Source organism: Pedobacter cryotolerans (assembly GCF_005116475.1).
Taxonomy (GTDB): Bacteria; Bacteroidota; Bacteroidia; order Sphingobacteriales; family Sphingobacteriaceae; genus Pedobacter; species Pedobacter cryotolerans.
Genome location: NZ_SWBO01000002.1, coordinates 366887 through 387882, shown reverse-complemented (window position 1 = coordinate 387882; position 20996 = coordinate 366887). Strand labels below are relative to the sequence as shown.

Genomic DNA, 20996 nt, shown 5'->3' with positions numbered 1-20996 from the left:
TGATTAGTTTTCTGTATGATCGTGTTTAAATATTTCAGTTAAATTTGCAGCAACTTTTGTGCTGTATCGGCTAAACATGACATTTGGGTTTGCAGCAAGGCTGACAGTATTTTTTCCGTTAAAAACCTTCATCACATCTACAAAAAGATGCACATTACTTTGCCTATCTTTTCTAACTTTTGCAATACCAGCCGTTGTTAAATCGACCGTAATTGTTTTGATGTTATTGATGGTAGGAGCAGAGTAACCTCCAAATCCACCAATGTGGTATTTGAATTGTTTTTTACCAGTGGGATCACCATTTACATCGTCAGAGATTGCATTTGAGTTACCCTCGAACTTGAAAAAAATATAGCCAGAGTTCCATCCCCAATACATTCCACCGCCATCATGTCCGCCACCAGTTGCCGGATCTAAAACACCTGTGCGTTTTGATAAATCCATCGTACTGCGCAAACTATCAACACCGAGGGTAAATGATATTTTGGTATAATCGGCTACAGGAACCTCTACTTTTGCGAAACGGGTAGTTTTATCTGCTCCATTAATCAAAAAATAACTTTTTTCTTGGGGTACGGCATAGGTTTTACCATCGGCGGTTGCCACCTTAATGTTGCTAATAAAATATTGCAGCCTTGAGATAGAAAATTTCTCGCCAGCTGCATTGGTATACAAACTAGCAGTATTGTTGATAGAAAAAGTTCTTTCGCCAACAATGTTATCAAACTCGATAGAAAAAGGAGCCAGATTTTTCTCATCGAATGTTGGAGTTGTTTCGTTTTCTTTTGAACAAGAAATTAATAATGCAGCGGCTAATGATATAATAGATAATAATTTTTTCATTTTTTGAAATATAGGAATGCACTTACCATCAATTTTTATTGGTAAGTTTTAATTTAATTCGTGTTTAATGTTGATTGATGATTTTTTCATTCAATCATTATATGGATTTAGCACACGCTAAATAAACAGCAGATTATTTCTTGCTAAAGACAGTTTTAAGAATGGCTATTTGTATCTGATGGTGTTCAAACAAAGAATTAAGCTCATTATTAAATGATGATCATTCATCTTCATTACTTTAAAGCGAAGCGGTGTCTTTCCAAATTGTTAAATAAATTGAAAGGAAATTGCCGCTCCCGATTTAAAAAAAATTGGTTTGCAATGACGAAAATTCTTTAAATATCCAGCAAAGCTGAAAACAGAAAAATTAATAGCAAGAAATAAATGTTAAACCGTTTTTGGCGGTTGAAAAATAGACACTACTTTACCCTGTGGTTGTGGTAGTAAATAAGGAGTTGGTATATTTTCAAGATACGTTTCAAAAACTTGAGGTAGCAAATTTGCATAAGCTGGCGCTAATGTTTCTACTATTCTTTTTAAAGTATCTTGATGTTGATTGTTTTTTTGTTCTAATTCCTTTAGTTTAATGTCTAAAAAACATTTACCATCACAATGTAAGTGAGGTTTGTCTTTATTGGTACATAAAACGGTAGAGATGTATTCTTTATTTAGCGAATAAGTAGAAAATAACAACCATTGATTGAAACTTGAGGTTACAATTCCAAGTAATAAAAAAATCGCAATAATTTTTCTAAACGCTGTCATTGCTGCAAATGTAGACAATGGAATTAGTTTTTGTATATTAAAATTTAAAAACCTGTGTTTTGGCTGACATAAAAAAGGTTGATGCTTTTGGCACCAACCTTAATTATAAGTCTTCGACTACGCTCAGACTGACATATTAATTATGCTTGCAAATCTTCCATAATCTTTTTAATCTTATCAGCTAATTTTTCTTCTGTTGCTTTAAAATCTTCGGCAGCTGCCAAAGGTGTATTTACACTGCAATAGAATTTAATTTTTGGTTCTGTACCACTTGGGCGAGCAGAAATGATACTGCCATCTTCAGTTATAAATTGCAAAACATCAGATTTAGGGAAACCCAATTCTTTGCTTGTACCAGCTTTAATGTCGGTTTCTTTATTTAATTCGTAATCCTTTAAGGTAACCACATCAGAACCGCCTAATTTTGCAGGAGGGTTATTTCTGAACTGCTCCATCATTGCTTTAATTTCTTCAGCTCCAGTTTTACCTTTTTTGGTAATCGATACTAAATCTTCTTTGTACATGCCATAAGTAACGTACATATCAATCATGGCTTGGTATAAACTGCTGCCTTTGTCTTTGTAAAAAGCAGTCATCTCTGCTATAAATGCACATGAAATTACCGCATCTTTATCACGTACTAAATCGCCAATTAAATAACCATAACTTTCTTCGCCACCAGCAATAAAGGTTTTTTTACCTTCATTTTGGGTCATTACTTGTCCAATCCACTTAAATCCTGTTAAGGTATTAAAATACTCAACTCCCTTAGCATCGCAAATGGCTTTGATTAAACTTGTGGTTACAATGGTAGAAACCACGTATTCGTTACCAGTTAGTTTTTCTTTTTCTTCCCAAGCGGTTAATAAATAATTAATTAATAAACTACCAGTTTGGTTACCGTTTAGCAATACAAATTCTCCATCGTTATTTTTAACTGCAATACCAACTCTATCGGCATCAGGGTCTGTAGCTAAAACCAAGTCAGCATCAATAGCTGCAGCTTTTTTTAAAGCTAATGTTAAAGCTTCTTTTTCTTCTGGATTAGGATAAACAACCGTTGGGAAGTTGCCATCAGGCTCACTTTGTTCTTCAACTATGTTAACATTTGTAAAACCAAATTGAGCTAAAGCTTGTGGTACTAAAGTAATGCCTGTACCATGAATAGGAGAGAACACAATTTTCAAATCGTGCTCACGAGCAATTGCATCAGGAGAAACCGAAAGTTCTGTAATTTTATCTAAATAAAGTTGATCAATATTTTCGCCAATGCTTTCTACATTACTGTCTATTCTATCAAATTTTACTTCATCAATGCTTTTAATTGCGGCTACTTCATCCATCACCATTTTATCATCTGGCGAAGTGAACTGACCGCCATCACTTCCGTAGGCTTTATAACCATTGTACTCTTTCGGATTGTGAGATGCTGTAAGCATTACGCCACTTTTACAGCCTAATTCTCTAATCGCAAAAGAAAGCTCTGGAGTTGGTCTTAAAGCAGTAAAAAAATATACTTTAATGCCGTTAGCAGCAAAAACATCGGCTGTAATATTGGCAAAAACATCAGAATTATTTCTGCTATCGTGTGCAATTGCTACGCTAATTTCTTCGCCACTATATTTTTTATTAAGGTAATTGGCTAAACCTTGCGTGGCAGTACCGATGGTGTATTTGTTAATTCGGTTAGAGCCTGCACCCATAATTCCGCGTAAACCACCAGTTCCAAACTCTAAACTTCTATAAAAAGCATCTGTTAATTCGGTAGTTGCTTCTTTGTCTATTAAAGATTGAATTTCATCTTTCGTGTTTTGGTCGTAATTGCCATTAAGCCACACATTTATAGTGTCTAAGGTAGATTTTTCTAGTTGCATACAGTGTTTGATTGATTTTTATATATACTACAAAACAAAATTAAAATTGTTCACATCAATTTACGATAACGTTATCAGAATTTTATTTTGTCATTTAGGCTAAATTTAGCGGTCTTTTCACTATTTTCACGCCCCAATACAATAATAAGAAAAAAACGCATTCTAAAAATAAAATGAAGATATTAAAATTTGGTGGTACATCTGTAGGTAGCCCAGAACGCATGAAAAAATTGTTGGATATCATCAATCCGGCAGAAGAGCAAATTGTAGTTTTATCAGCTGTGTCTGGTACAACAAATAGTTTAGTAGAAATTTCTTCAAAATTATTAAAAGAAGAAAAGCAGGAGGCTACCTCATTAATTAAGGCGTTACACCAAAAGTATAATGATTTTGTAATTGAGTTATTGCCAGAAGGCGATTTTAGAGCTCAAGGGCAAGAAGTTGTTGACTATCATTTTAATTTCTTGGCTACTTTGGCAAATGATATGTTTACGCACATTGAAGATAAAGTGGTTTTAGCACAAGGCGAATTGTTATCAACAACGTTATATCATATTTATTTAAAATCGATAGGAGTGCCTTCGGTACTTTTACCAGCTTTAGATTTTATGAAAATTGATGAGGATAACGAACCAGATATTCCATTTACAACTAAACATTTACAACCAATTTTAGACCAACATAAAGGCAATAATTTATTTATTACCCAAGGTTTTATTTGTAGAAATAGTTTTGGAGAAGTAGATAATTTACGCAGAGGCGGAAGTGATTACACTGCTTCATTATTAGGTGCAGCAATTTTAGCAGAAGAAGTTCAGATTTGGACTGATATTGATGGAATGCACAACAACGATCCGAGAATAGTAAAAGGTACTAAGCCAATTTCTCATTTATCTTTTGATGAAGCTGCCGAGCTAGCTTATTTTGGAGCTAAAATTTTGCATCCACAATCTGTTTTTCCAGCACAGAAATATAAAATTCCGGTTCGTTTGCTAAATACGATGGAGCCAAAAGCTTTAGGTACGGTAATTAGCACCGAAAGCGAAAAAGGTAAAATAAAATCTATTGCGGCTAAAGATGGTATTATTGCGATTAAAATTCAATCGAGCCGAATGCTGTTGGCCTATGGTTTTTTAAGGAGGATTTTTGAAATTTTCGAAAGGTATAAAACGCCTATTGATATGATTACCACTTCTGAAGTTGCAGTTTCTTTAACCATTGATTTTACTGATAATTTAGATGAAATTGTAAAAGAACTGAACTCGTTTGGAAGTGTAGAGATTGATAAAAACCAATCTATTGTTTGTGTAGTGGGCGATTTTGGAGCAGAAAAACATGGCTATGCCGCTAAAGTTTTAGATTCGATTAAGCACATTCCCATTAGGATGATTTCTTATGGTGGGAGCGCTTACAATATATCTTTATTGGTAAACACAGATCATAAAGTAGAGGCTTTAAGAAGTTTACACAACAGAATATTCGAATAATTATTTTTTCCGAAAGAAGAAATAAAGAAAGATGATAATTAGCGCTAAAATAATTGTAAATCTTATTCTGCGTTCAAATTCTGCACGAGTAATATTACCTTTTCTGTAGTCGAGATAATTGCCAATATAAACAACGGTTATAAAGACCAAAAAAATTATTAATAGAAATTTCAAGAGTATGTTTTCCGATAAAGATATAGCACATTTTTCTAAATTAGAAACTCCATTTTATTATTACGATTTAAATTTGCTTAAAAGTACATTAAATGCTTGTAAAAAGGCTGCAGATGTTCATCAATTTCATGTACACTATGCCATGAAAGCAAATTTTAACTCGAAGGTTTTAGCTAAAATTGAAGCTGCTGGTTTTGGTGCTGATTGTGTTAGTGGTGGCGAGGTAAATAAAGCGATTGAAGTAGGCTTTAAAAATGAAAAGGTGGTTTTTGCTGGTGTTGGTAAATCAGACAAAGAAATTAATGATGCTTTAGATAAAGATATTTTTTGTTTTAACGTAGAATCTGTTCAAGAGCTATCGGTAATAAACGAATTAGCAGAAAAAAAGCATAAAATAGCTAAGGTTGCCATTAGAATTAATCCAAATGTTGATGCACATACCCATGCAAACATCACCACTGGTTTAGATGAAAATAAATTTGGCGTAAACTCTTGGGATATGCAGGCGTGTGCCGATGTATTGAAGGTATCTGCAAACCTTGAATTTATTGGTATCCACTTTCATATTGGTTCTCAAATTACCAATTTAGATGTTTATAAGAACCTTTGTGTTCGCGTTAATGAATTTGCCGCTTGGTTCGAAGACCATGGCTTTAAAGTTACTGTTTTAAATGTTGGTGGTGGTTTAGGAATTGATTATCATAATCCGAACCAACAAATACCAAATTTTGACGCTTATTTTAAAATATTTGCTGATTTTTTAACGATTAAACCATATCAAGAAGTTCATTTTGAATTGGGTAGAGCATTAGTTGGGCAATGTTCATCGTTAATAAGTAGAGTTTTATATGTTAAAAACGGGAAGAAGAAAAATTTCTTAATATTAGATGTAGGGATGACAGAGTTGATGAGACCAGCTTTATATCAAGCCTATCATAAAATAGAAAATATAAGTCAACCCCAAACCCCAAACGCCGAACGCTCAACAAAATACGATGTAGTTGGTCCTATTTGCGAGAGCACGGATTGCTTTGGAAAAGAAGTTGAGTTGTCAGAAACATTTAGAAACGATTTAATTGCAATTAGAAGCACTGGCGCTTATGGAGAAGTGATGGCATCAAACTATAATTTGAGAGAAACTTTGCGGTATGCTTATTCTGAAGAATAAAAAGCTACATATTTTAATAGTTGCCCCATTTAAAATACCGGCATTACTTTATGGTGGTACCGAAAGGGTGATTTGGGATTTAGGTAAAACTTTAGCTAATGCAGGTTATAAAGTTAGCTTTTTAGTAAAAGAAGGTTCGTATTGTGATTTTGCAAATATCTTAAATTTCGATCCTAATAAGGAGTTTAATGAGCAGATACCTGATGATATAGATTTGGTTCATTTTAACTTTAGCCCACACCAGCCGATTAAAAAACCATATATAGTAACCATTCATGGCAACGTACCTTTTGGCGATGTTCAAGATCAACAAAGTGTTTTTTTGAGTGAAAATCATGCAAATAGATATGGTTCACAAACTTTTGTTTATAATGGATTAGACTGGAATAATTATCCAAAGCCAGATTTGAAAAAGCAACGAAAAGGATTTCATTTTTTAGCTAATGCGGCATGGAAAGTGAAAAATTTGAAAGGCGCCATTGCTATTACCAAAAAATCCAATCAACATTTAAATGTTTTAGGTGGCTATCGGTTTAACTTTAAAATGGGATGGCGTTTTACTTTAGATGCCCACGTCCGTTTTAGAGGAATGGTTGATAACTTTAAAAAATCAACATTTCTTAACCAATCAAATGGATTAATTTTTCCTGTGTTATGGCATGAACCTTTTGGCTTAGCGGTTATAGAAAGTTTATATTTTGGTTGTCCGGTTTTTGCAACAACGTATGGTTCTTTACCAGAGTTAGTTAACGAAAAAGTTGGTTTTTTATCTAACAATGGGAGTGAGTTGGCAAGTGCTATTCAAAACTCAAATCAATTTAATAAACAAGATTGCCATGATCTTGCGCAAAGTAGTTTTTCAGCTCAAAACATGACAGAGAATTATCTATTACTTTATGAAAAGGTTTTAAATGGTGAGGTTTTAAACTTTTCCTCACCTCAGCTTAAAGAAAATATAACGACAAGATATTTACCTTATACTCCCTAGATTCTTATTTATCAAATCAAGAACACTATTTTTTCTTATTATAGCCTATAAAAACAATTACGCCTGCAATTAAGACAATTCCACCAACATAAGGCGGCCAGTTTACAGATTTTTCTCTATCAGCAGAAATCTGAATAGGACCAGCATCAATAACTTTTTCTTTTTTGGTGTAAGTAAAGCCTGTCCAGATTAACAATACTACTCCAAGTACAATTAATCCAATTCCAAATGATTTGCCCATAATATTTAGTTTAGTTGGGTTTAGAACAAAAAATTGGATGTAAAGTTTTAGACGGGATTATAAAGAGTACCCAAGTGTAATTTTTCCACCGTATTGTCTAAGATTTGAACCTTGACTAAACACCCCATAAGCACGTTTTATTTTTAAAAAGAACGAGAAATCTGTGGCTAATCCACTTAGTTTATTCTCAGTATAATTAATATTTTGTTTAAGTCCTGTTGTTGCTCCAACAAAAAGTCTAAAGCCATAGTTTCTATTTGTGTTTTTGCTTCCACGCCAGATTATTTCGGTAGAACCACCAGTAGTAAAAAGTACAGTTTTATCTGAACCTATAGAGAGTGGTTCACTATCGTTTCTTAACTTTTTTCTCAAATACGCATAAGAACCACCTTCAAAACTTAAAGTGTTTTCCCAGTTTAAAATTCTAAATTCTGTATTTCCTGAAGTTTCAAAAACACCTATTGATGATCTCAATCCGCCTCCATAAAATTCTTTACCACTAAAATTTTTATCTAATGGTCTAATTGCATTGTTGTAGCCATCATCATCAGTACCTCCATAAAACCCGAAAGCTCCATATGCGAAATTGAAATTTTTAAAGGTGTGCGACCTATTGTAATTTAAGTAACCCATTGTAAAAGTTCCTATTTCTAATGGTAATGAAGAAGATGCAAAGCTAGCGCTTAAATAATTTTGAGTTTTGGTACTATCTGTACTTAATGGTTTTGGTAAGTAGGAAATATCATTAGAAGCAATAGGAGAAGAATAGAAAACTGGTAAAGAATTAGGTGCATTTGTAATGCTACATCCTGTAAGTAAAATTGCAACAATGCATAAGATTAAGGTTTTTTTCATGAGCGGAAATTTATTTCTTTTTAATACAAAAATATATTGCTGAAGTTAAGATAGCCTTAATTTTTTCAATTGGCAAATCATCATTTTCGTTGATCAATAAAATTTTCATTCGAGCTCTTTTTTCTTGTAGTAAATCTGGATGATCAATTAAGCCTCCATCAACAAAACCAATGTAAGGTTGCTTGTATTTTTTGTGTATCCAGAGGTAACAAAGCATTTTGCCTTTAAAATAAAAAAATGGAAGTTTGTACTTCCATTCTGCAGTAATATTTACATCATGTTTTAAAATCAAATTTCTTAAAGCTAATAAGCAACTTTGAGTAGGTTCCTCAAACTTTAAATAAAATTGATTTAATTCACTAATCATTACAGTTCAATTTCGAAGAAATCGGCTAAGCCACCTAAAAAATATTCTTCAATGCCTTCGGTAAAGTCTTTGTAGTCTTCGTCCGGAATATTGGTCTGTTGAAATTCTAAAGATGTTCCTTTTTTGTCCTCATGTAATTTGATGGTGACAATCGAAGGTTCTCCATCCTCGCCAAAATACCATTGTTGAACAATTTTTTTATTAGGCTCAAATTCTATGTTTTTTCCAACTATATCTCCATCCCAGTAAGAAAACTCAGTTCCTGGTTCTTCTGTAAATTCAACTTCTGCGCCTGTCCATAATTGTATGCTTTGTGCTTTTGTTAAGGCCAAATACACTTCTTCGGGTGGTGCTGGTAGGGGTAAGTATTTTTTAAACGATTTCATCAGAGTTTACTTAAATGCGTTTAATCCAGTTACATCCATACCAGTAATTAATAAATGAACGTCATGCGTACCTTCATAAGTTACAACAGATTCTAAGTTCATCATGTGGCGCATAATTGAATATTCACCTGTAATACCCATTCCGCCTAACATTTGGCGGGCATTACGAGCAATATCTAAAGCAATTTCAACACTGTTACGTTTTGCCATGGAAATTTGTTCTGCTGTTGCTCTGTTTTCGCTTTTTAATACACCTAAACGCCAAACTAACAATTGTCCTTTAGTAATTTCAGTTACCATTTCTGCCAATTTCTTCTGTTGTAATTGAAATCCGCCGATTGGCTTACCAAATTGAATGCGCTCTTTAGAATAGCGTAGTGCAGTATCGTAACAATCCATAGCTGCACCTAAAGCACCCCATGCAATACCATAACGAGCCTGGTTTAAACAACCTAGAGGTCCTTTTAAGCCTTTAATGTCAGGGAAAATATTTTCCTTAGGCACTTTAACGTTGTCGAAAACCAATTCTCCGGTAGCCGATGCACGTAAGCTCCATTTGCCATGGGTTTCTGGAGTGGTAAAACCTTCCATGCCACGTTCTACAATTAGCCCGCGTATTTTTCCCTCTTCATCTTTTGCCCATACTACTGCGATATCTGCAAATGGAGCGTTTGAGATCCACATTTTGGCACCGTTTAACAGATAATGATCGCCTTTGTCTTTAATGTTGGTAACCATTCCACCAGGGTTTGATCCATGATCTGGTTCTGTTAAACCAAAACATCCCATCATTTCGCCTGTGGCTAATTTTGGTAAATATTTCTTGCGTTGTTCTTCAGTTCCGTAAGCGTAAATTGGGTACATCACCAATGAGCCTTGTACAGAAGCAGTAGATCTAATTCCAGAGTCACCACGTTCAATCTCCTGCATAATGATACCATAAGCTGTGTAATCTAAGCCAGCACCACCATATTCAACTGGTATAGTTGGTCCGAAAGCACCAATTTCTCCTAATCCTTTAATTAAATGCTTAGGAAATTCTGCTCTTTGTGCATAATCTTCAATTATTGGACTAACTTCTTTTTTTACCCAATCTCTTACCGTAGAACGGATTAGTAGATGTTCTTCTGATAAAAGTTCGTCTAATTGGTAATAATCTGGAGCGTCGTAAAGGTCTTTTTTAGCTGATTTATTCATGTTTTACACTATATTTGGTTAAGTAGAGTGATTGTTCCAAAGTTAATAATTTAGTGTAATCACCAATCAAAATGAGGTAAAATTAAATTTTACCCTAGAAACATCAATTAAATAATTTAAACACAATGTTTGTACAAACTGTAGCCTTAAGAGATGTAAAATTTAAAGCTTTTCATGGTTTTTATCCAGAAGAACAACTCATTGGCAGCCATTTTTTGGTAGATGTAGAAGTTACTTTTACACCAAATATCGATACTGAGAATTTGAATGTTACTGTAAATTATGAAGAAATCAACGCAATACTGACTAATGCGATGAAGCAAACCCAAAAATTACTAGAAACGGTTGTGAAAATAATTATTGATCATATCATTCAAAAATATCCATTTATACAAACTGCTACGGTAGGTATTAAAAAAATGAATCCGCCAATGCCTGGTGAAGTTGGGTGTTCATTTGTACAATTAAGTTTTAAGGCAATTTAAGGTAGCTGTTCAAAATTTACCATTTTCTCTCTTTCCTTATCTGGAATGGGAGCAGGTTTTTTAGTAGCATAATCATAAGCAACACAAACTGTTTTGCCTCTACTACAAATTATTTCAGTTCCATTTTGTTCTTTAACAATCAAATACTCCAAATCAAAACTTTTTGTTCCAATTCTCGAAGTTTTCACATAAATATGAATTTTATCATTGATGAATATTGGCGCAATATAATCTATAGATGCATTTCCTATTACTACTCCAGTCTTTTGCCAATCCCATTTAATGGCGTGGCTCCAATATTTTGTTCTGCCTATTTCCATGTAAGTAAAGTAAACGGCATTATTCACATGTCCCATCATATCAAAGTCTGCAAACCTTGTCTCTAAACTAGTTTTGTATTTAAAACTGTCTTTATTACTTAGTTCAACTGACTTTTTGTCTGCTGATTTTTCTTTTGTGCGCCAAAATGACTTGAAAAACATATATTTTAGGTTTGGAATAGGGTTTGAATAGGAACAATTATAACTTAAAAAAAATAAAATAACGGAGGATATTAAAATGACTTTAGTAAAATTTAACAACAAAACCAGAAACACCGCACCATACTTTAACAATGTATTTGATTCTTTGTTTAGTGATGCATTAAATAAAAATCAGGGCATAAATAAAATACCAAACGTAAATATTTGTGAAAATGAAAATGAGTATAAAATTGAATTAGCGGCACCTGGCTTAAATAAAGAGGATTTTAAAATAGATTTAAAAAAAGACAATCTTTCTGTTTGGGCCGAGAAAAAAATTGAAGCTGATTTAAAGAAAGATTATACGCGTAAAGAATTTGAGTACAATTCATTTGCAAGATCATTTATTTTACCAGAAGGAGTTGATGCAGAAAAAATTAGTGCGGAATATGTGAACGGAATTTTAACCATCACCATTGGAAAGCAAGATGAAGCAAAAAACACGCATAAAGAAATTGTAGTTTCATAACACAATAGTTTAATTTAAGTTTAAGGTTGAGAGGGCGATATCGAAAGGTGTCGCCTTTTCTTTTTTATCAAGTTCATTGGTGTCATTTGTTCACTGGGTTGAATGGGTAAACAGACTAACTAATCGTACAAATGAACTAATGAAACAATGAACTAATGAACCAATTTGTTACTTTTGCAGTATGGAAAGAGAAATCCTTGATACCAAGCGTAAGGCGTTAAAGATAAATTTGAACGAAAAAATTTATGGCACATTTGCAGAAATAGGAGCTGGGCAAGAAGTAGCTCGTAACTTTTTTACAGCTGGAGCAGCCGCAGGTACCGTTGCTAAAACCATGTCGGCTTATGATATGACTTTTAGTGATGCCATTTACGGAGCAGAAGCTTCTGGTAGATATGTAAGTCAGAATAGGCTTTTAAGGATGTTAGAGCATGAGTTTAGCTTATTAAACGAACGCTTGCTTGGCGAAAAATACGATCATCGTACATTTTTTGCATTCGCAAATACCGTAACTACTCTAAATTTTAAGCGTACAAATGAACCACATGGTTGGGTTGGTATTTGTTTTAAAACAGAACCTGGAGGTTTGCCAAACGAAATATTTTTTCATGTAAGGTTGTTTGATACCGATGTAAACATGCAACAACGTGTGCTGGGAATTATTGGTGTAAATTTGGTTTATGCCGCCTTTTATCATTATCACGAACCAAAGGTGATGATAGAATCGTTGGTTGATAATTTAACTGTAGGCTCGGTTGAGATTGATTTGATATCAGTTAAAGGACCAGCTTTTGAAGGAGTAAATAATATGTTGCTTAATCTTTATTTAATCATGAAAGATTTTTCAGCAGCTGCAATATTTGATGAGGATAGTCACCCGAGACAAGCGAAAGATTTACTTTACAAAAAAGACATCATGATTTTGCGTACCAAATATGGTCAGAAATCATTGCCAAACTTTAATTTGTTTAATAAAGCGACAGATCAGTTTAAGCGCACCAACCAAGTTCAAGATGGTAATTTGGCTGTTATGATTGAAGTTTTGCTAACCAATGTATTAACAGACGATCAAGAAACTCCTGATGATATTGATTTGGAAGCAGTTGCTTTAAGAGCAGAAGAAATGTGTGCAACAGGTAACTTGGTTATTGTTTCTAATTTTACCCGCCACAATAGATTGGCAAAATATTTAAGTAGATGCAAGCCTAAAAGTGTGGGCATTTCTACAAATATTAACAACTTAAAGTTCGTTTTTAATTCCAAAAATTTTGGAGAAAATTATACAAGTCAGCTATTGGCTTATGTAAGTGATATGTTTACACAAAACGTAAAACTTTTTGCTTATCCGTTTTTAGATAAAAAAACAAACACAGTGGTTTCTACAGCAAATATGCCTGTTACTGATGATGCAAAACCATTGTTCGATTTTCTTTTGTTAAATGGATACATTACCGATATTAAAGATTACAGTGAAGATGATGTAAAAACTGCCTAATGGAGAAGAAGAAAAACTTTGAAGCAGAAAAAAGCAGCTTACACCTAAGGAATAAACATAAATCTAGGTATGATTTTAAGACTTTAGTTTTATCATGTACTGAACTAGCCCAATATGTTTCTGTAAATAAATATGATGATGAATCTATTGATTTTGCCAATCCTGCTGCAGTAAAAACCTTAAATAAAGCACTTTTAAAACATTTTTATCAAATTGATTTTTGGGATATCCCAGAAGGATATTTGTGTCCACCAATTCCGGGCAGGGCCGATTACATCCACTATGCTGCTGATTTGTTGGCATCTTGTAATGCCCAAAATATCCCAAATGGGAAAAAGATTAAAGTTTTAGATATTGGAGTTGGTGCAAATTGTGTATACCCAATTATTGGTTGCAAAGAATATGGTTGGCAATTTGTTGGTTCAGAAATTGATAGTATTGCAGTGCAATCAGCTAAAAACATTGTTGAAATAAATTCAGCATTGAAAAACAATGTGGAGATTAGGTTACAAATATCAAAATCTGCGGTTTTTAATCATATCATCCATAAAGAAGAAAAGTTTGATTTAACGATCTGCAATCCTCCCTTCCATGCATCAGCAGAAGAAGCAAGTGCAGGTTCGCAAAGAAAAAATAGAAATTTAGGAAATAAAAATTACGCTAACACAGTGTTAAACTTTGGTGGTAAAAATACAGAGTTATGGACTAAAGGTGGCGAAGTGGCTTTTATTGGACAATTGATTGCAGAAAGTAAATTATTTAAAAATCAGTGTTTATGGTTTACTAGTTTGGTTTCAAAAAGCGAAAACTTAGGTGGTATTTATGCTATGCTAGATAGGGCAGAAGTAGCTGAAATTAGAACAAGTGAAATGAGAACTGGTAACAAAATTACACGTATTGTAGCTTGGACTTTCTTAAATGCAAAACAGCAAGAAGATTGGGTTAAGGGTTGGTAGTTTAATTTTTAATCATTCATGTAACTAAGTACACCAAAAGCGGTATGTAAAAAAATAGCGATAGTTGTAGGATTGCTTCGTTCCTCAGCAATGAGGTTTATATTTATTAAATCATTTTATTATCTTGCATTATGAAACTAAAACGATTTATCTATCTCTTATTGATGTTTCCGATGCTATCGCAAGCACAAACTTCGGGTAATCCAATTTTTCCAGGTTGGTACGCAGATCCAGAAGCGCAAATTTTCAGTAAAACTTATTGGGTTTATCCTACCTATTCTGCAAAGTATAGAGAGCAGGTTTTTATGGATGCCTTTTCATCAAAAGATTTAATTACTTGGAAAAAACATGAACGAATTATTGATACAGCATCAATAAAGTGGGCAAATAAAGCGATGTGGGCACCATCAATTACTCAAAAAGATGGTAAATATTATTTGTTTTTTGGCGCCAATGATATACAAAGCGATAATGAAGTTGGTGGTATTGGCGTAGCAGTTTCAGACAAACCCCAAGGTCCGTTTAAAGATCATTTAGGTAAACCTTTAGTTGATAAATTTTATAATAAGGCACAGCCGATAGATCAGTACGTTTTTAAAGACAAAGACGGATCTTACTATCTAATTTATGGGGGTTGGTCTCATTGTAACATTGCAAAATTGAACAATGATTTTACTGGGTTTGTGCCATTTGAAGATGGATCAACATTTAAGGAAATTACGCCTGAAGGATACACAGAAGGCTCTTTTATGTTTATGAAGAATGGTAAATATTATTTTATGTGGAGTGAAGGTGGTTGGACTGGCCCGAATTATTATGTAGCTTATGCCATTGCTGATTCGCCTTTAGGTCCGTTTAAAAGAATTGGAAGAATATTAACTCAAGATCCAGAAATTGCAAGAGGTGCAGGTCATCACTCTGTGATAAACGATGCAAAAAAAGATTTGTGGTACATCGTTTACCACCGCAGACCAATCGGAGAGAAAGATGGTAATCATCGCGTAACTTGTATAGATATGATGACTTTTGACAAAGATGGATTGATCAATCCTGTTAAGATTACAAAAGAAGGGGTGAAGAAGAATAAGTTGTAGAGGTAAAAAGTAAGATGGAAAAGGGAAAATGTAAATTATATATTTTCCCTTTTTTATTTGTGATAGATATCCTTAATACGAATTTCCATTAGCTTTTCTGGGTTAGCAACTGCTTTAAAACCAAATTGTGCATATAATTGATGTGCATCTAAAGTTGCCAAGCAATAAGTTCTTAAACCTTGCAAGTCTGGATGAAAAAGCATTAATGACATTAGTTTTTTGGATAAACCTAATCCTCTAAAATCATTTTCTATATACACATCGCACAGGTAGGCAAAAGTAGCTCTGTCTGTTACCCAACGAGCAAAACCTGCTTGTTTACCATCTTTATAAATGCCAAAACAAAGTGAATTGGCAATCGATTTCTGTACAGTTTCTTTAGGAATTCCCTTCGCCCAATAAGATTGAGTACTTAAATAGTGATGTACTGCTTTTACATCAACTAAATTTACATCGTCAGAAAAAATGAAACCGTTGTCGTTTATTTCCATAGTTTATAATTTTCAATGATTGAATTTTGAATGAGAGAATTAACAGAATGCAAATGCAAGAAGTTGGGGTAGCGGGTTATTCAATCCTTCAATCATTCAAAATTCATTCATTATTAATTCCTCATATTTATAAACTGCAAAGGCTGACCAAAATCTTCGCCTCTGCATAAAGAAATTACTTTTTGTAAATCATCTATGTTTTTGCTGGTTACACGAACTTGATCATCCATCATTGATGCTTGAACTTTGATTTTACTGTCTTTAATTTTTGCGACTATTTTTTTAGCAGCTTCTTTTTCAATACCCTCTTTAATATTGATTTCTTTTCTAATCATGTTGCCAGATGCTGCATGTTCTTTTCCGAAATCCAAACTTTTAGGGTCTAAATTTTGTTTCATCATACGAGAAATAATTGAATCGGTAATTGCTTTTAAACGCATATCATCTTCAGTTACAATAGTGATAGAATTTGTCTTTTTATCCAATTCTATTGTGCTTTTAGAGCTATTAAAATCAAAACGATTTAAAATTTCTTTTTTTGCATTGTTGATGGCATTATCTAAAGTTTGGGCATCTACTTTGCTTACAATATCGAAAGATGGCATGATGTTTAGTTAAATGATTAAAAATTAATAGATTTAGTAAAATATAATTACCATTACAAAAAACGCTAAAATAATTATGAAAACCAATAAAAGTAAAGTAACAAAGAAAACCACTAAAAAAGCGGTTAAAAAACAAATAGAACAAAGTTTAACCGATAAATTTTTAGAGGCAGTTAAAGGTTTAGGCCATAATGCCGAAGTAATTGCAGATGATATTGCTAAAATGAGTAAATCTGCAGCAAAGAAACTTTCTAAGAAATTTCAAGAAGTTAAATCTGCTGTAGAGTATAAAATTGAAGATGTAACGTCATCGGCTAAAAAAGAGGCGCCTAAAAAGTTAAAATTGGCTAAAAAAGATGCTTCTAAACTGATGAAAAAAGTAGATAAATCGGTTACAAAGGTTGTAAAAAAGGCAGTTAAAAAAGCAAAGCCGGTTGCAACAAGTGTTAAGGTAGAACCAGCTGCAGCCGTTAAAGCTACTGTTTTGGCAACAAAGGCACCTGTTAAAAAGGTTGCTGTAAAAGCGAATACAGCAGCCACAAAAGCAGTATCTGCAACTACAAAAGCTGTTACTGCAGTTAAAAAAGAAGCTGTAAAAGCAACACCTAAAGCTGTTGTAAAGAAAGCAGCACCAGTTACAAAAACAAGCACTACTACAAAGAAATAATTATATTAAATTTTTAATTGAATTAGCTTTTATTTAACACTAATTTAACTTTAAAATTTGCAGATTTGAAAATCCTCCCAATGGAGGATTTTTTTGATTTTACTACATGCCGAAGAAAAAACTTCCATTTTTAAATAGAGAATTAAGCTGGCTATATTTTAATGAACGTGTTTTGCAGGAAGCTGCAGATGAAAGCGTGCCATTGATAGAGCGCATTAAGTTTTTATCTATCTTTTCATCAAATTTAGAAGAATTTTATAGGGTAAGGGTAGCAACTTTGAGTAGGTTGGTAAACCTAAATGATAAAACTAAAGAGTTGTTAGGCTTTAATGCCAAAAAAGTGCTCAACGAAATCAAAAATATTGTTGTAAAGCACGAGCGCAAATTCGAAAGTCTTTTTCAGGATATTTTTATTAATGGCTTAGCGAAAAACAAAATATTTATTTTAAATGATACACAGCTTAACGTTGCTCGTGGTGAGTTTGTAAGAGAACATTTTAGAGATAAAATTTTATCTAATCTGGTTCCAATTCTTATTGATTTGGATAAACCTTTTCCTGAGCTAAAAGACAGGAGATTATATTTCTTTGTTCGATTATCAAAAAATGGGAATAAAAAGACTGAAAAGTTTGCACTTGTTGAATTGCCTGTGCTTTTGCCTAGGTTTTTGGTTTTGCCAGAAACAAATGAGCTAAAATTTATCATTTTGGCCGAAGATATTATCAAATATTGCTTAGATGATATTTTTTACGTTTTTAATTACGATCAGATTGAAGCATTTTCTATTCAATTAACTAGAGATGCCGAGCTGGATATTGATAAAAATGTAAGCGACAAATTTATTGAAGAACTAAAAACCAGTTTAGATAAGCGTAAAAAGGGTAAACCAATGCGTTTATTGTATGATACTGCCATGCCTTTTGAGATGTTGGGGGTTTTAGTAACTAAGCTTAAAATAGAAGCAGAGGGTTTGATTGCAGGAAATAGGTATCATCGTTTTGGCGATTTTATTGCATTTCCAAATGTGGGCAGTAAAGATTTAGAATATGCGCCAAATGTGCCTTTAAAAGTTCGTGGTTTGCATAGAACAGAAAGTATTTTCAATAAGTTAGCTGAAAAAGATTATCTGGTTAATTTACCTTATCAATCTTACGATTACATTATTTTATTTTTACGCGAAGCAGCAATTGATCCTAAAGTTACCGAAATCAACATCACACTTTATCGCTTAGCCGAAAATTCTAAAGTAGTTAATGCCTTAATCAACGCTGTTAAAAATGGTAAAAAAGTAAATTGCGTAGTAGAACTGAAAGCCCGGTTTGATGAGCAAGCGAATATTTTTTGGACGAACAGATTAATGGAAGAAGGGGTAAACGTAAACTATGGATTAACTGATTATAAAGTTCACTCAAAAATTTGTTTGGTTAAGCGAATTGAAAGAAGAAAAGCGGTGTATTACGCTAATTTGGCAACAGGTAATTTTAATGAAAAAACTGCCAGAATTTATTGCGATCATAGCATTTTTACGGCTAAAAAAGAAATAACCGCAGATTTATTGAAACTCTTTAACGCACTCAATAAAAGAACAGTCGTTAAGGGCTTTAAACATTTAATTGTATCGCCACTAGAATCAAGAAATAAAATTTATGGGTTAATAGATCGTGAAATTAAGTTTGCTAAAAGTGGTAAACCCGCCTACATGATTTTAAAGGTAAACAGCTTGGCTGATGAAGGTATTGTAGAGAAATTGTACGATGCAAGCAATGCAGGTGTAAAAATTAAGTTAATTGTTCGAGGAATTTGCTGCTTAGTTCCTGGTGTTGTTGGTTTTAGTGAAAATATAACAGTAATTAGTATCATCGATAAATTTTTGGAGCATGCAAGGGTATTTATTTTTGGCAATAATGGCAAAGAAGAAATGTTCCTTTCATCGGCAGATTTAATGAGCCGAAATTTTGAACACAGGGTGGAAGTTGGTTTCCCAGTTTTAGATGATGAGGTTAGGCAAGAGATTAAGGATATTATCGATTTTCAGCTACAAGACAATATAAAAGCTAGAGACATTAATCAGCTAAATAATAATAAATACCACAAAAATAGATTAGGAACTAAAGTTAGAGCACAAGTACAAACTTATAATTACTTAAAAAATAAACATCAATAACGATGAGATACGCTGCCATAGATGTAGGCTCTAACGCCGTTCGATTATTAATTGCCGACATTACACATAACGATAAAGGTTACGGATTTAAGAAAAACACCTTGGTTCGTGTGCCTTTAAGATTAGGAGATGATGCATTTTTAGACCATAAAATTTCGCCAAAAAAGATAGAAGATTTGGTGAAAACCATGACAGCCTTTAGAAATTTAATGGATGTTTATCAGGTTACGCATTATTTGGCTTGCGCTACATCCGCTATGCGTGAAGCAGAGAATGGAAAAGAGATTATTAAAAAGCTGAAAAAGCTAGCCAATATTGATTTAGAAATAATTGAAGGGCAGCGTGAGGCAAATATCATCTACTCTAACCATATTGAACAAAATTTAGATGCCAACAAAAGTTATTTATACATTGATGTGGGTGGCGGTAGCACAGAACTTTCTGTTTTTGTAAATAAACAACCTTTAGCATCAAAATCTTTTAATATCGGTACCATCCGGATTTTAGATAACCAAGATAAAGATGAAACTTGGGACGAAATGAGAGATTGGGTTAAAACTTACACCAAAGATTTAAAGCATTTAGCTGGGATTGGAACTGGCGGAAATATCAATAAATTGTTCCGTATGTCTGGCGAGAAAGAAGATATGCCATTAAATTTCGCAAAGCTAAATGCGATGTACAATGAGCTAAATTCTTATTCTTTAAAAGAGCGTATCACCTTAATGAAATTGAACCAAGATAGGGCAGATGTAATTATTCCGGCCTGCGAAATTTATTTAACCTTAATGAAATGGACAGGAATTAAGCAAATTTATGTCCCAAAAGTTGGAATGGTTGATGGGATTATTAATTTATTGATTGAGGAGAATTTGGAGGGATAGTTTCGTCATTCCCGTGAAAACGGGAATCGTAAAGCGAATAGGAACAGCATTTTTATAGCATTGCGATTGCCAGTCAAGCTGGCAATGACGCTCAAAAAACTATTTAATAATCGTTCTAAAAGTTAAATTTATTCTAGGCTTGTTTATCAACTTTGTTGGAGGTAAACGATGCAGCCAATGAGTTTGCGTTTCATCTTTCATTATCAATAAACTACCATTTTCTAATAGTAGGGATACTGTTTGCTTGGTCTCCTTGTGTTTAAAGGCAAATTTTCGCTCTGCGCCAAAACTTAAAGAGGCAATAGCACCATTTTTTTTTAAGTCTTTTTCTCCATCACTATGCCATGCCATACCTTCATCGCCGTTATGGTAAAGGTTTAATAAACAAGAGTTATAAGTTTCTCCAGAATTTTGTTCTGCTAGAGCTTTTAAATCTAATAATTCTTTAGTCCAAGGTAGTGCGCTTTTTGTGATGTTAGAGTAGGTATATTCAAATGCTTGATCTCCATACCAAGCAACTTTGCGTTTGGTAATAATGTGTTTGCCAAAAATTACGGCCTCATCATTTTTCCATTCAATATTATTCAGGAGGCAATTATAAAATTCGTTAGCTAATTCTTGTGGCATAAGCTTTCCATAGTAATTCACCTTTCCATCAAATGGAAGTAGATTGATACTTTGAGAAGGAGCCGAGTTGAACAAATCCAAAGGAATTTAATCTTTTGTTACTAAACAACAATATTGTATGTTAGTAATGGATGATAATAAAAAAAGTTTAATTTTTAGCTCTACCAATTTCATAAAGTTTGCTACATCAATC

Annotated in this window: 23 protein-coding genes; 11 read left to right on the top strand and 12 right to left on the bottom strand. The window is 33.3% G+C overall.

Features of this window, described 5'->3' with window-relative positions; all coding sequences use genetic code 11:
* Positions 1 to 3 precede the first annotated feature (3 nt).
* The 3 genes from FA045_RS04755 to FA045_RS04745 form a co-directional block, all read right to left on the bottom strand.
* Positions 4 to 843, bottom strand: coding sequence for an MbnP family protein (locus FA045_RS04755; RefSeq protein WP_136874998.1), 840 nt, complete (start codon positions 841 to 843; stop codon positions 4 to 6).
* Positions 844 to 1230: 387 nt separating this feature from the next.
* Positions 1231 to 1626, bottom strand: a complete 396-nt coding sequence (locus FA045_RS04750; protein WP_136874996.1) for a hypothetical protein — start codon at positions 1624 to 1626, stop codon at positions 1231 to 1233.
* 122 nt (positions 1627 to 1748) lie between these two features.
* The gene (locus FA045_RS04745; RefSeq protein WP_136874994.1) at positions 1749 to 3482 is read right to left on the bottom strand and encodes a phospho-sugar mutase; all 1734 of its coding nucleotides are present in this window, start codon (positions 3480 to 3482) and stop codon (positions 1749 to 1751) included.
* A gap of 173 nt (positions 3483 to 3655) precedes the next feature.
* On the opposite strand from FA045_RS04745, the gene FA045_RS04740 reads away from it, so the two are divergent.
* The 3 genes from FA045_RS04740 to FA045_RS04730 all read left to right on the top strand — a co-directional run bounded on the left by FA045_RS04740 (position 3656) and on the right by FA045_RS04730 (position 7299).
* A complete protein-coding gene (locus tag FA045_RS04740) occupies positions 3656 to 4969 on the top strand; it encodes an aspartate kinase (RefSeq protein WP_136874992.1) in 1314 nt (437 codons plus the stop codon).
* Positions 4970 to 5147: 178 nt separating this feature from the next.
* The gene (gene lysA, locus FA045_RS04735; RefSeq protein ID WP_136874990.1) at positions 5148 to 6311 is read left to right on the top strand and encodes a diaminopimelate decarboxylase; all 1164 of its coding nucleotides are present in this window, start codon (positions 5148 to 5150) and stop codon (positions 6309 to 6311) included.
* A complete protein-coding gene (locus FA045_RS04730; protein WP_136874988.1) occupies positions 6292 to 7299 on the top strand; it encodes a glycosyltransferase in 1008 nt (335 codons plus the stop codon). Before lysA ends, FA045_RS04730 begins: the two co-directional genes overlap by 20 nt.
* 25 nt (positions 7300 to 7324) lie before the next feature.
* Here the strand turns inward: FA045_RS04730 and FA045_RS04725 are convergent, their stop codons facing one another.
* From FA045_RS04725 to FA045_RS04705, 5 genes are read right to left on the bottom strand one after another with little or no spacing between them, the layout of a single operon-like run.
* Complete coding sequence (locus tag FA045_RS04725) at positions 7325 to 7540, bottom strand: hypothetical protein (RefSeq protein ID WP_136874986.1); 216 nt, start codon at positions 7538 to 7540, stop codon at positions 7325 to 7327.
* A 57-nt stretch (positions 7541 to 7597) separates the two neighbouring features.
* Complete coding sequence (locus FA045_RS04720; RefSeq protein ID WP_136874983.1) at positions 7598 to 8395, bottom strand: putative periplasmic lipoprotein; 798 nt, start codon at positions 8393 to 8395, stop codon at positions 7598 to 7600.
* A 10-nt stretch (positions 8396 to 8405) separates the two neighbouring features.
* Complete coding sequence (locus tag FA045_RS04715) at positions 8406 to 8762, bottom strand: DUF1801 domain-containing protein (RefSeq protein ID WP_136874981.1); 357 nt, start codon at positions 8760 to 8762, stop codon at positions 8406 to 8408.
* Positions 8762 to 9148 carry an SRPBCC domain-containing protein gene (locus FA045_RS04710; protein WP_136874979.1) on the bottom strand — a complete coding sequence of 129 codons (387 nt, stop codon included), beginning with the start codon at positions 9146 to 9148 and terminating at the stop codon, positions 8762 to 8764. The genes FA045_RS04715 and FA045_RS04710 overlap by 1 nt, the downstream gene beginning before the upstream one ends.
* Positions 9149 to 9154: 6 nt before the next feature.
* Positions 9155 to 10345 carry an acyl-CoA dehydrogenase family protein gene (locus FA045_RS04705; RefSeq protein WP_136874977.1) on the bottom strand — a complete coding sequence of 397 codons (1191 nt, stop codon included), beginning with the start codon at positions 10343 to 10345 and terminating at the stop codon, positions 9155 to 9157.
* A gap of 125 nt (positions 10346 to 10470) precedes the next feature.
* On the opposite strand from FA045_RS04705, the gene FA045_RS04700 reads away from it, so the two are divergent.
* Entirely contained in the window at positions 10471 to 10830 is a 360-nt protein-coding gene (locus FA045_RS04700) for a dihydroneopterin aldolase (protein ID WP_136874975.1), read from the top strand.
* Here FA045_RS04700 and FA045_RS04695 read toward each other — a convergent pair.
* Positions 10827 to 11312: an acyl-CoA thioesterase gene (locus FA045_RS04695; RefSeq protein WP_136874973.1), complete on the bottom strand. Its 486-nt coding sequence runs from the start codon at positions 11310 to 11312 to the stop codon at positions 10827 to 10829. The genes FA045_RS04700 and FA045_RS04695 overlap by 4 nt on opposite strands.
* Positions 11313 to 11388: 76 nt before the next feature.
* Here FA045_RS04695 and FA045_RS04690 point away from each other — a divergent pair, with 76 nt between their 5' ends.
* The 4 genes from FA045_RS04690 to FA045_RS04675 all read left to right on the top strand — a co-directional run bounded on the left by FA045_RS04690 (position 11389) and on the right by FA045_RS04675 (position 15365).
* A complete protein-coding gene (locus FA045_RS04690; RefSeq protein WP_136874971.1) occupies positions 11389 to 11820 on the top strand; it encodes an Hsp20/alpha crystallin family protein in 432 nt (143 codons plus the stop codon).
* Between the two features lie 181 nt (positions 11821 to 12001).
* The gene (locus FA045_RS04685; protein ID WP_136874969.1) at positions 12002 to 13315 is read left to right on the top strand and encodes a nicotinamide mononucleotide adenylyltransferase; all 1314 of its coding nucleotides are present in this window, start codon (positions 12002 to 12004) and stop codon (positions 13313 to 13315) included.
* Positions 13315 to 14271: a 23S rRNA (adenine(1618)-N(6))-methyltransferase RlmF gene (gene rlmF / locus FA045_RS04680; protein WP_136874967.1), complete on the top strand. Its 957-nt coding sequence runs from the start codon at positions 13315 to 13317 to the stop codon at positions 14269 to 14271. Before FA045_RS04685 ends, rlmF begins: the two co-directional genes overlap by 1 nt.
* A gap of 131 nt (positions 14272 to 14402) precedes the next feature.
* Entirely contained in the window at positions 14403 to 15365 is a 963-nt protein-coding gene (locus FA045_RS04675; RefSeq protein ID WP_136874965.1) for a glycoside hydrolase family 43 protein, read from the top strand.
* Positions 15366 to 15418: 53 nt separating this feature from the next.
* On the opposite strand, the gene FA045_RS04670 is transcribed toward FA045_RS04675, so the two are convergent.
* Positions 15419 to 15856 carry a GNAT family N-acetyltransferase gene (locus FA045_RS04670; protein ID WP_136874963.1) on the bottom strand — a complete coding sequence of 146 codons (438 nt, stop codon included), beginning with the start codon at positions 15854 to 15856 and terminating at the stop codon, positions 15419 to 15421.
* 113 nt (positions 15857 to 15969) lie between these two features.
* Positions 15970 to 16461: a YajQ family cyclic di-GMP-binding protein gene (locus FA045_RS04665; RefSeq protein ID WP_136874961.1), complete on the bottom strand. Its 492-nt coding sequence runs from the start codon at positions 16459 to 16461 to the stop codon at positions 15970 to 15972.
* A 76-nt stretch (positions 16462 to 16537) separates the two neighbouring features.
* Here FA045_RS04665 and FA045_RS04660 point away from each other — a divergent pair, with 76 nt between their 5' ends.
* From FA045_RS04660 to FA045_RS04650, 3 genes are all read left to right on the top strand, one after another.
* Entirely contained in the window at positions 16538 to 17128 is a 591-nt protein-coding gene (locus FA045_RS04660) for a hypothetical protein (protein ID WP_136874959.1), read from the top strand.
* Between the two features lie 106 nt (positions 17129 to 17234).
* Positions 17235 to 19292, top strand: a complete 2058-nt coding sequence (gene ppk1, locus FA045_RS04655; protein WP_136874957.1) for a polyphosphate kinase 1 — start codon at positions 17235 to 17237, stop codon at positions 19290 to 19292.
* 2 nt (positions 19293 to 19294) lie between these two features.
* Positions 19295 to 20176, top strand: a complete 882-nt coding sequence (locus FA045_RS04650; protein WP_136874955.1) for a Ppx/GppA phosphatase family protein — start codon at positions 19295 to 19297, stop codon at positions 20174 to 20176.
* Between the two features lie 99 nt (positions 20177 to 20275).
* On the opposite strand, the gene FA045_RS04645 is transcribed toward FA045_RS04650, so the two are convergent.
* Positions 20276 to 20884, bottom strand: coding sequence for an alpha-ketoglutarate-dependent dioxygenase AlkB family protein (locus FA045_RS04645; RefSeq protein WP_136874953.1), 609 nt, complete (start codon positions 20882 to 20884; stop codon positions 20276 to 20278).
* Between the last annotated feature and the right edge of the window lie 112 nt (positions 20885 to 20996).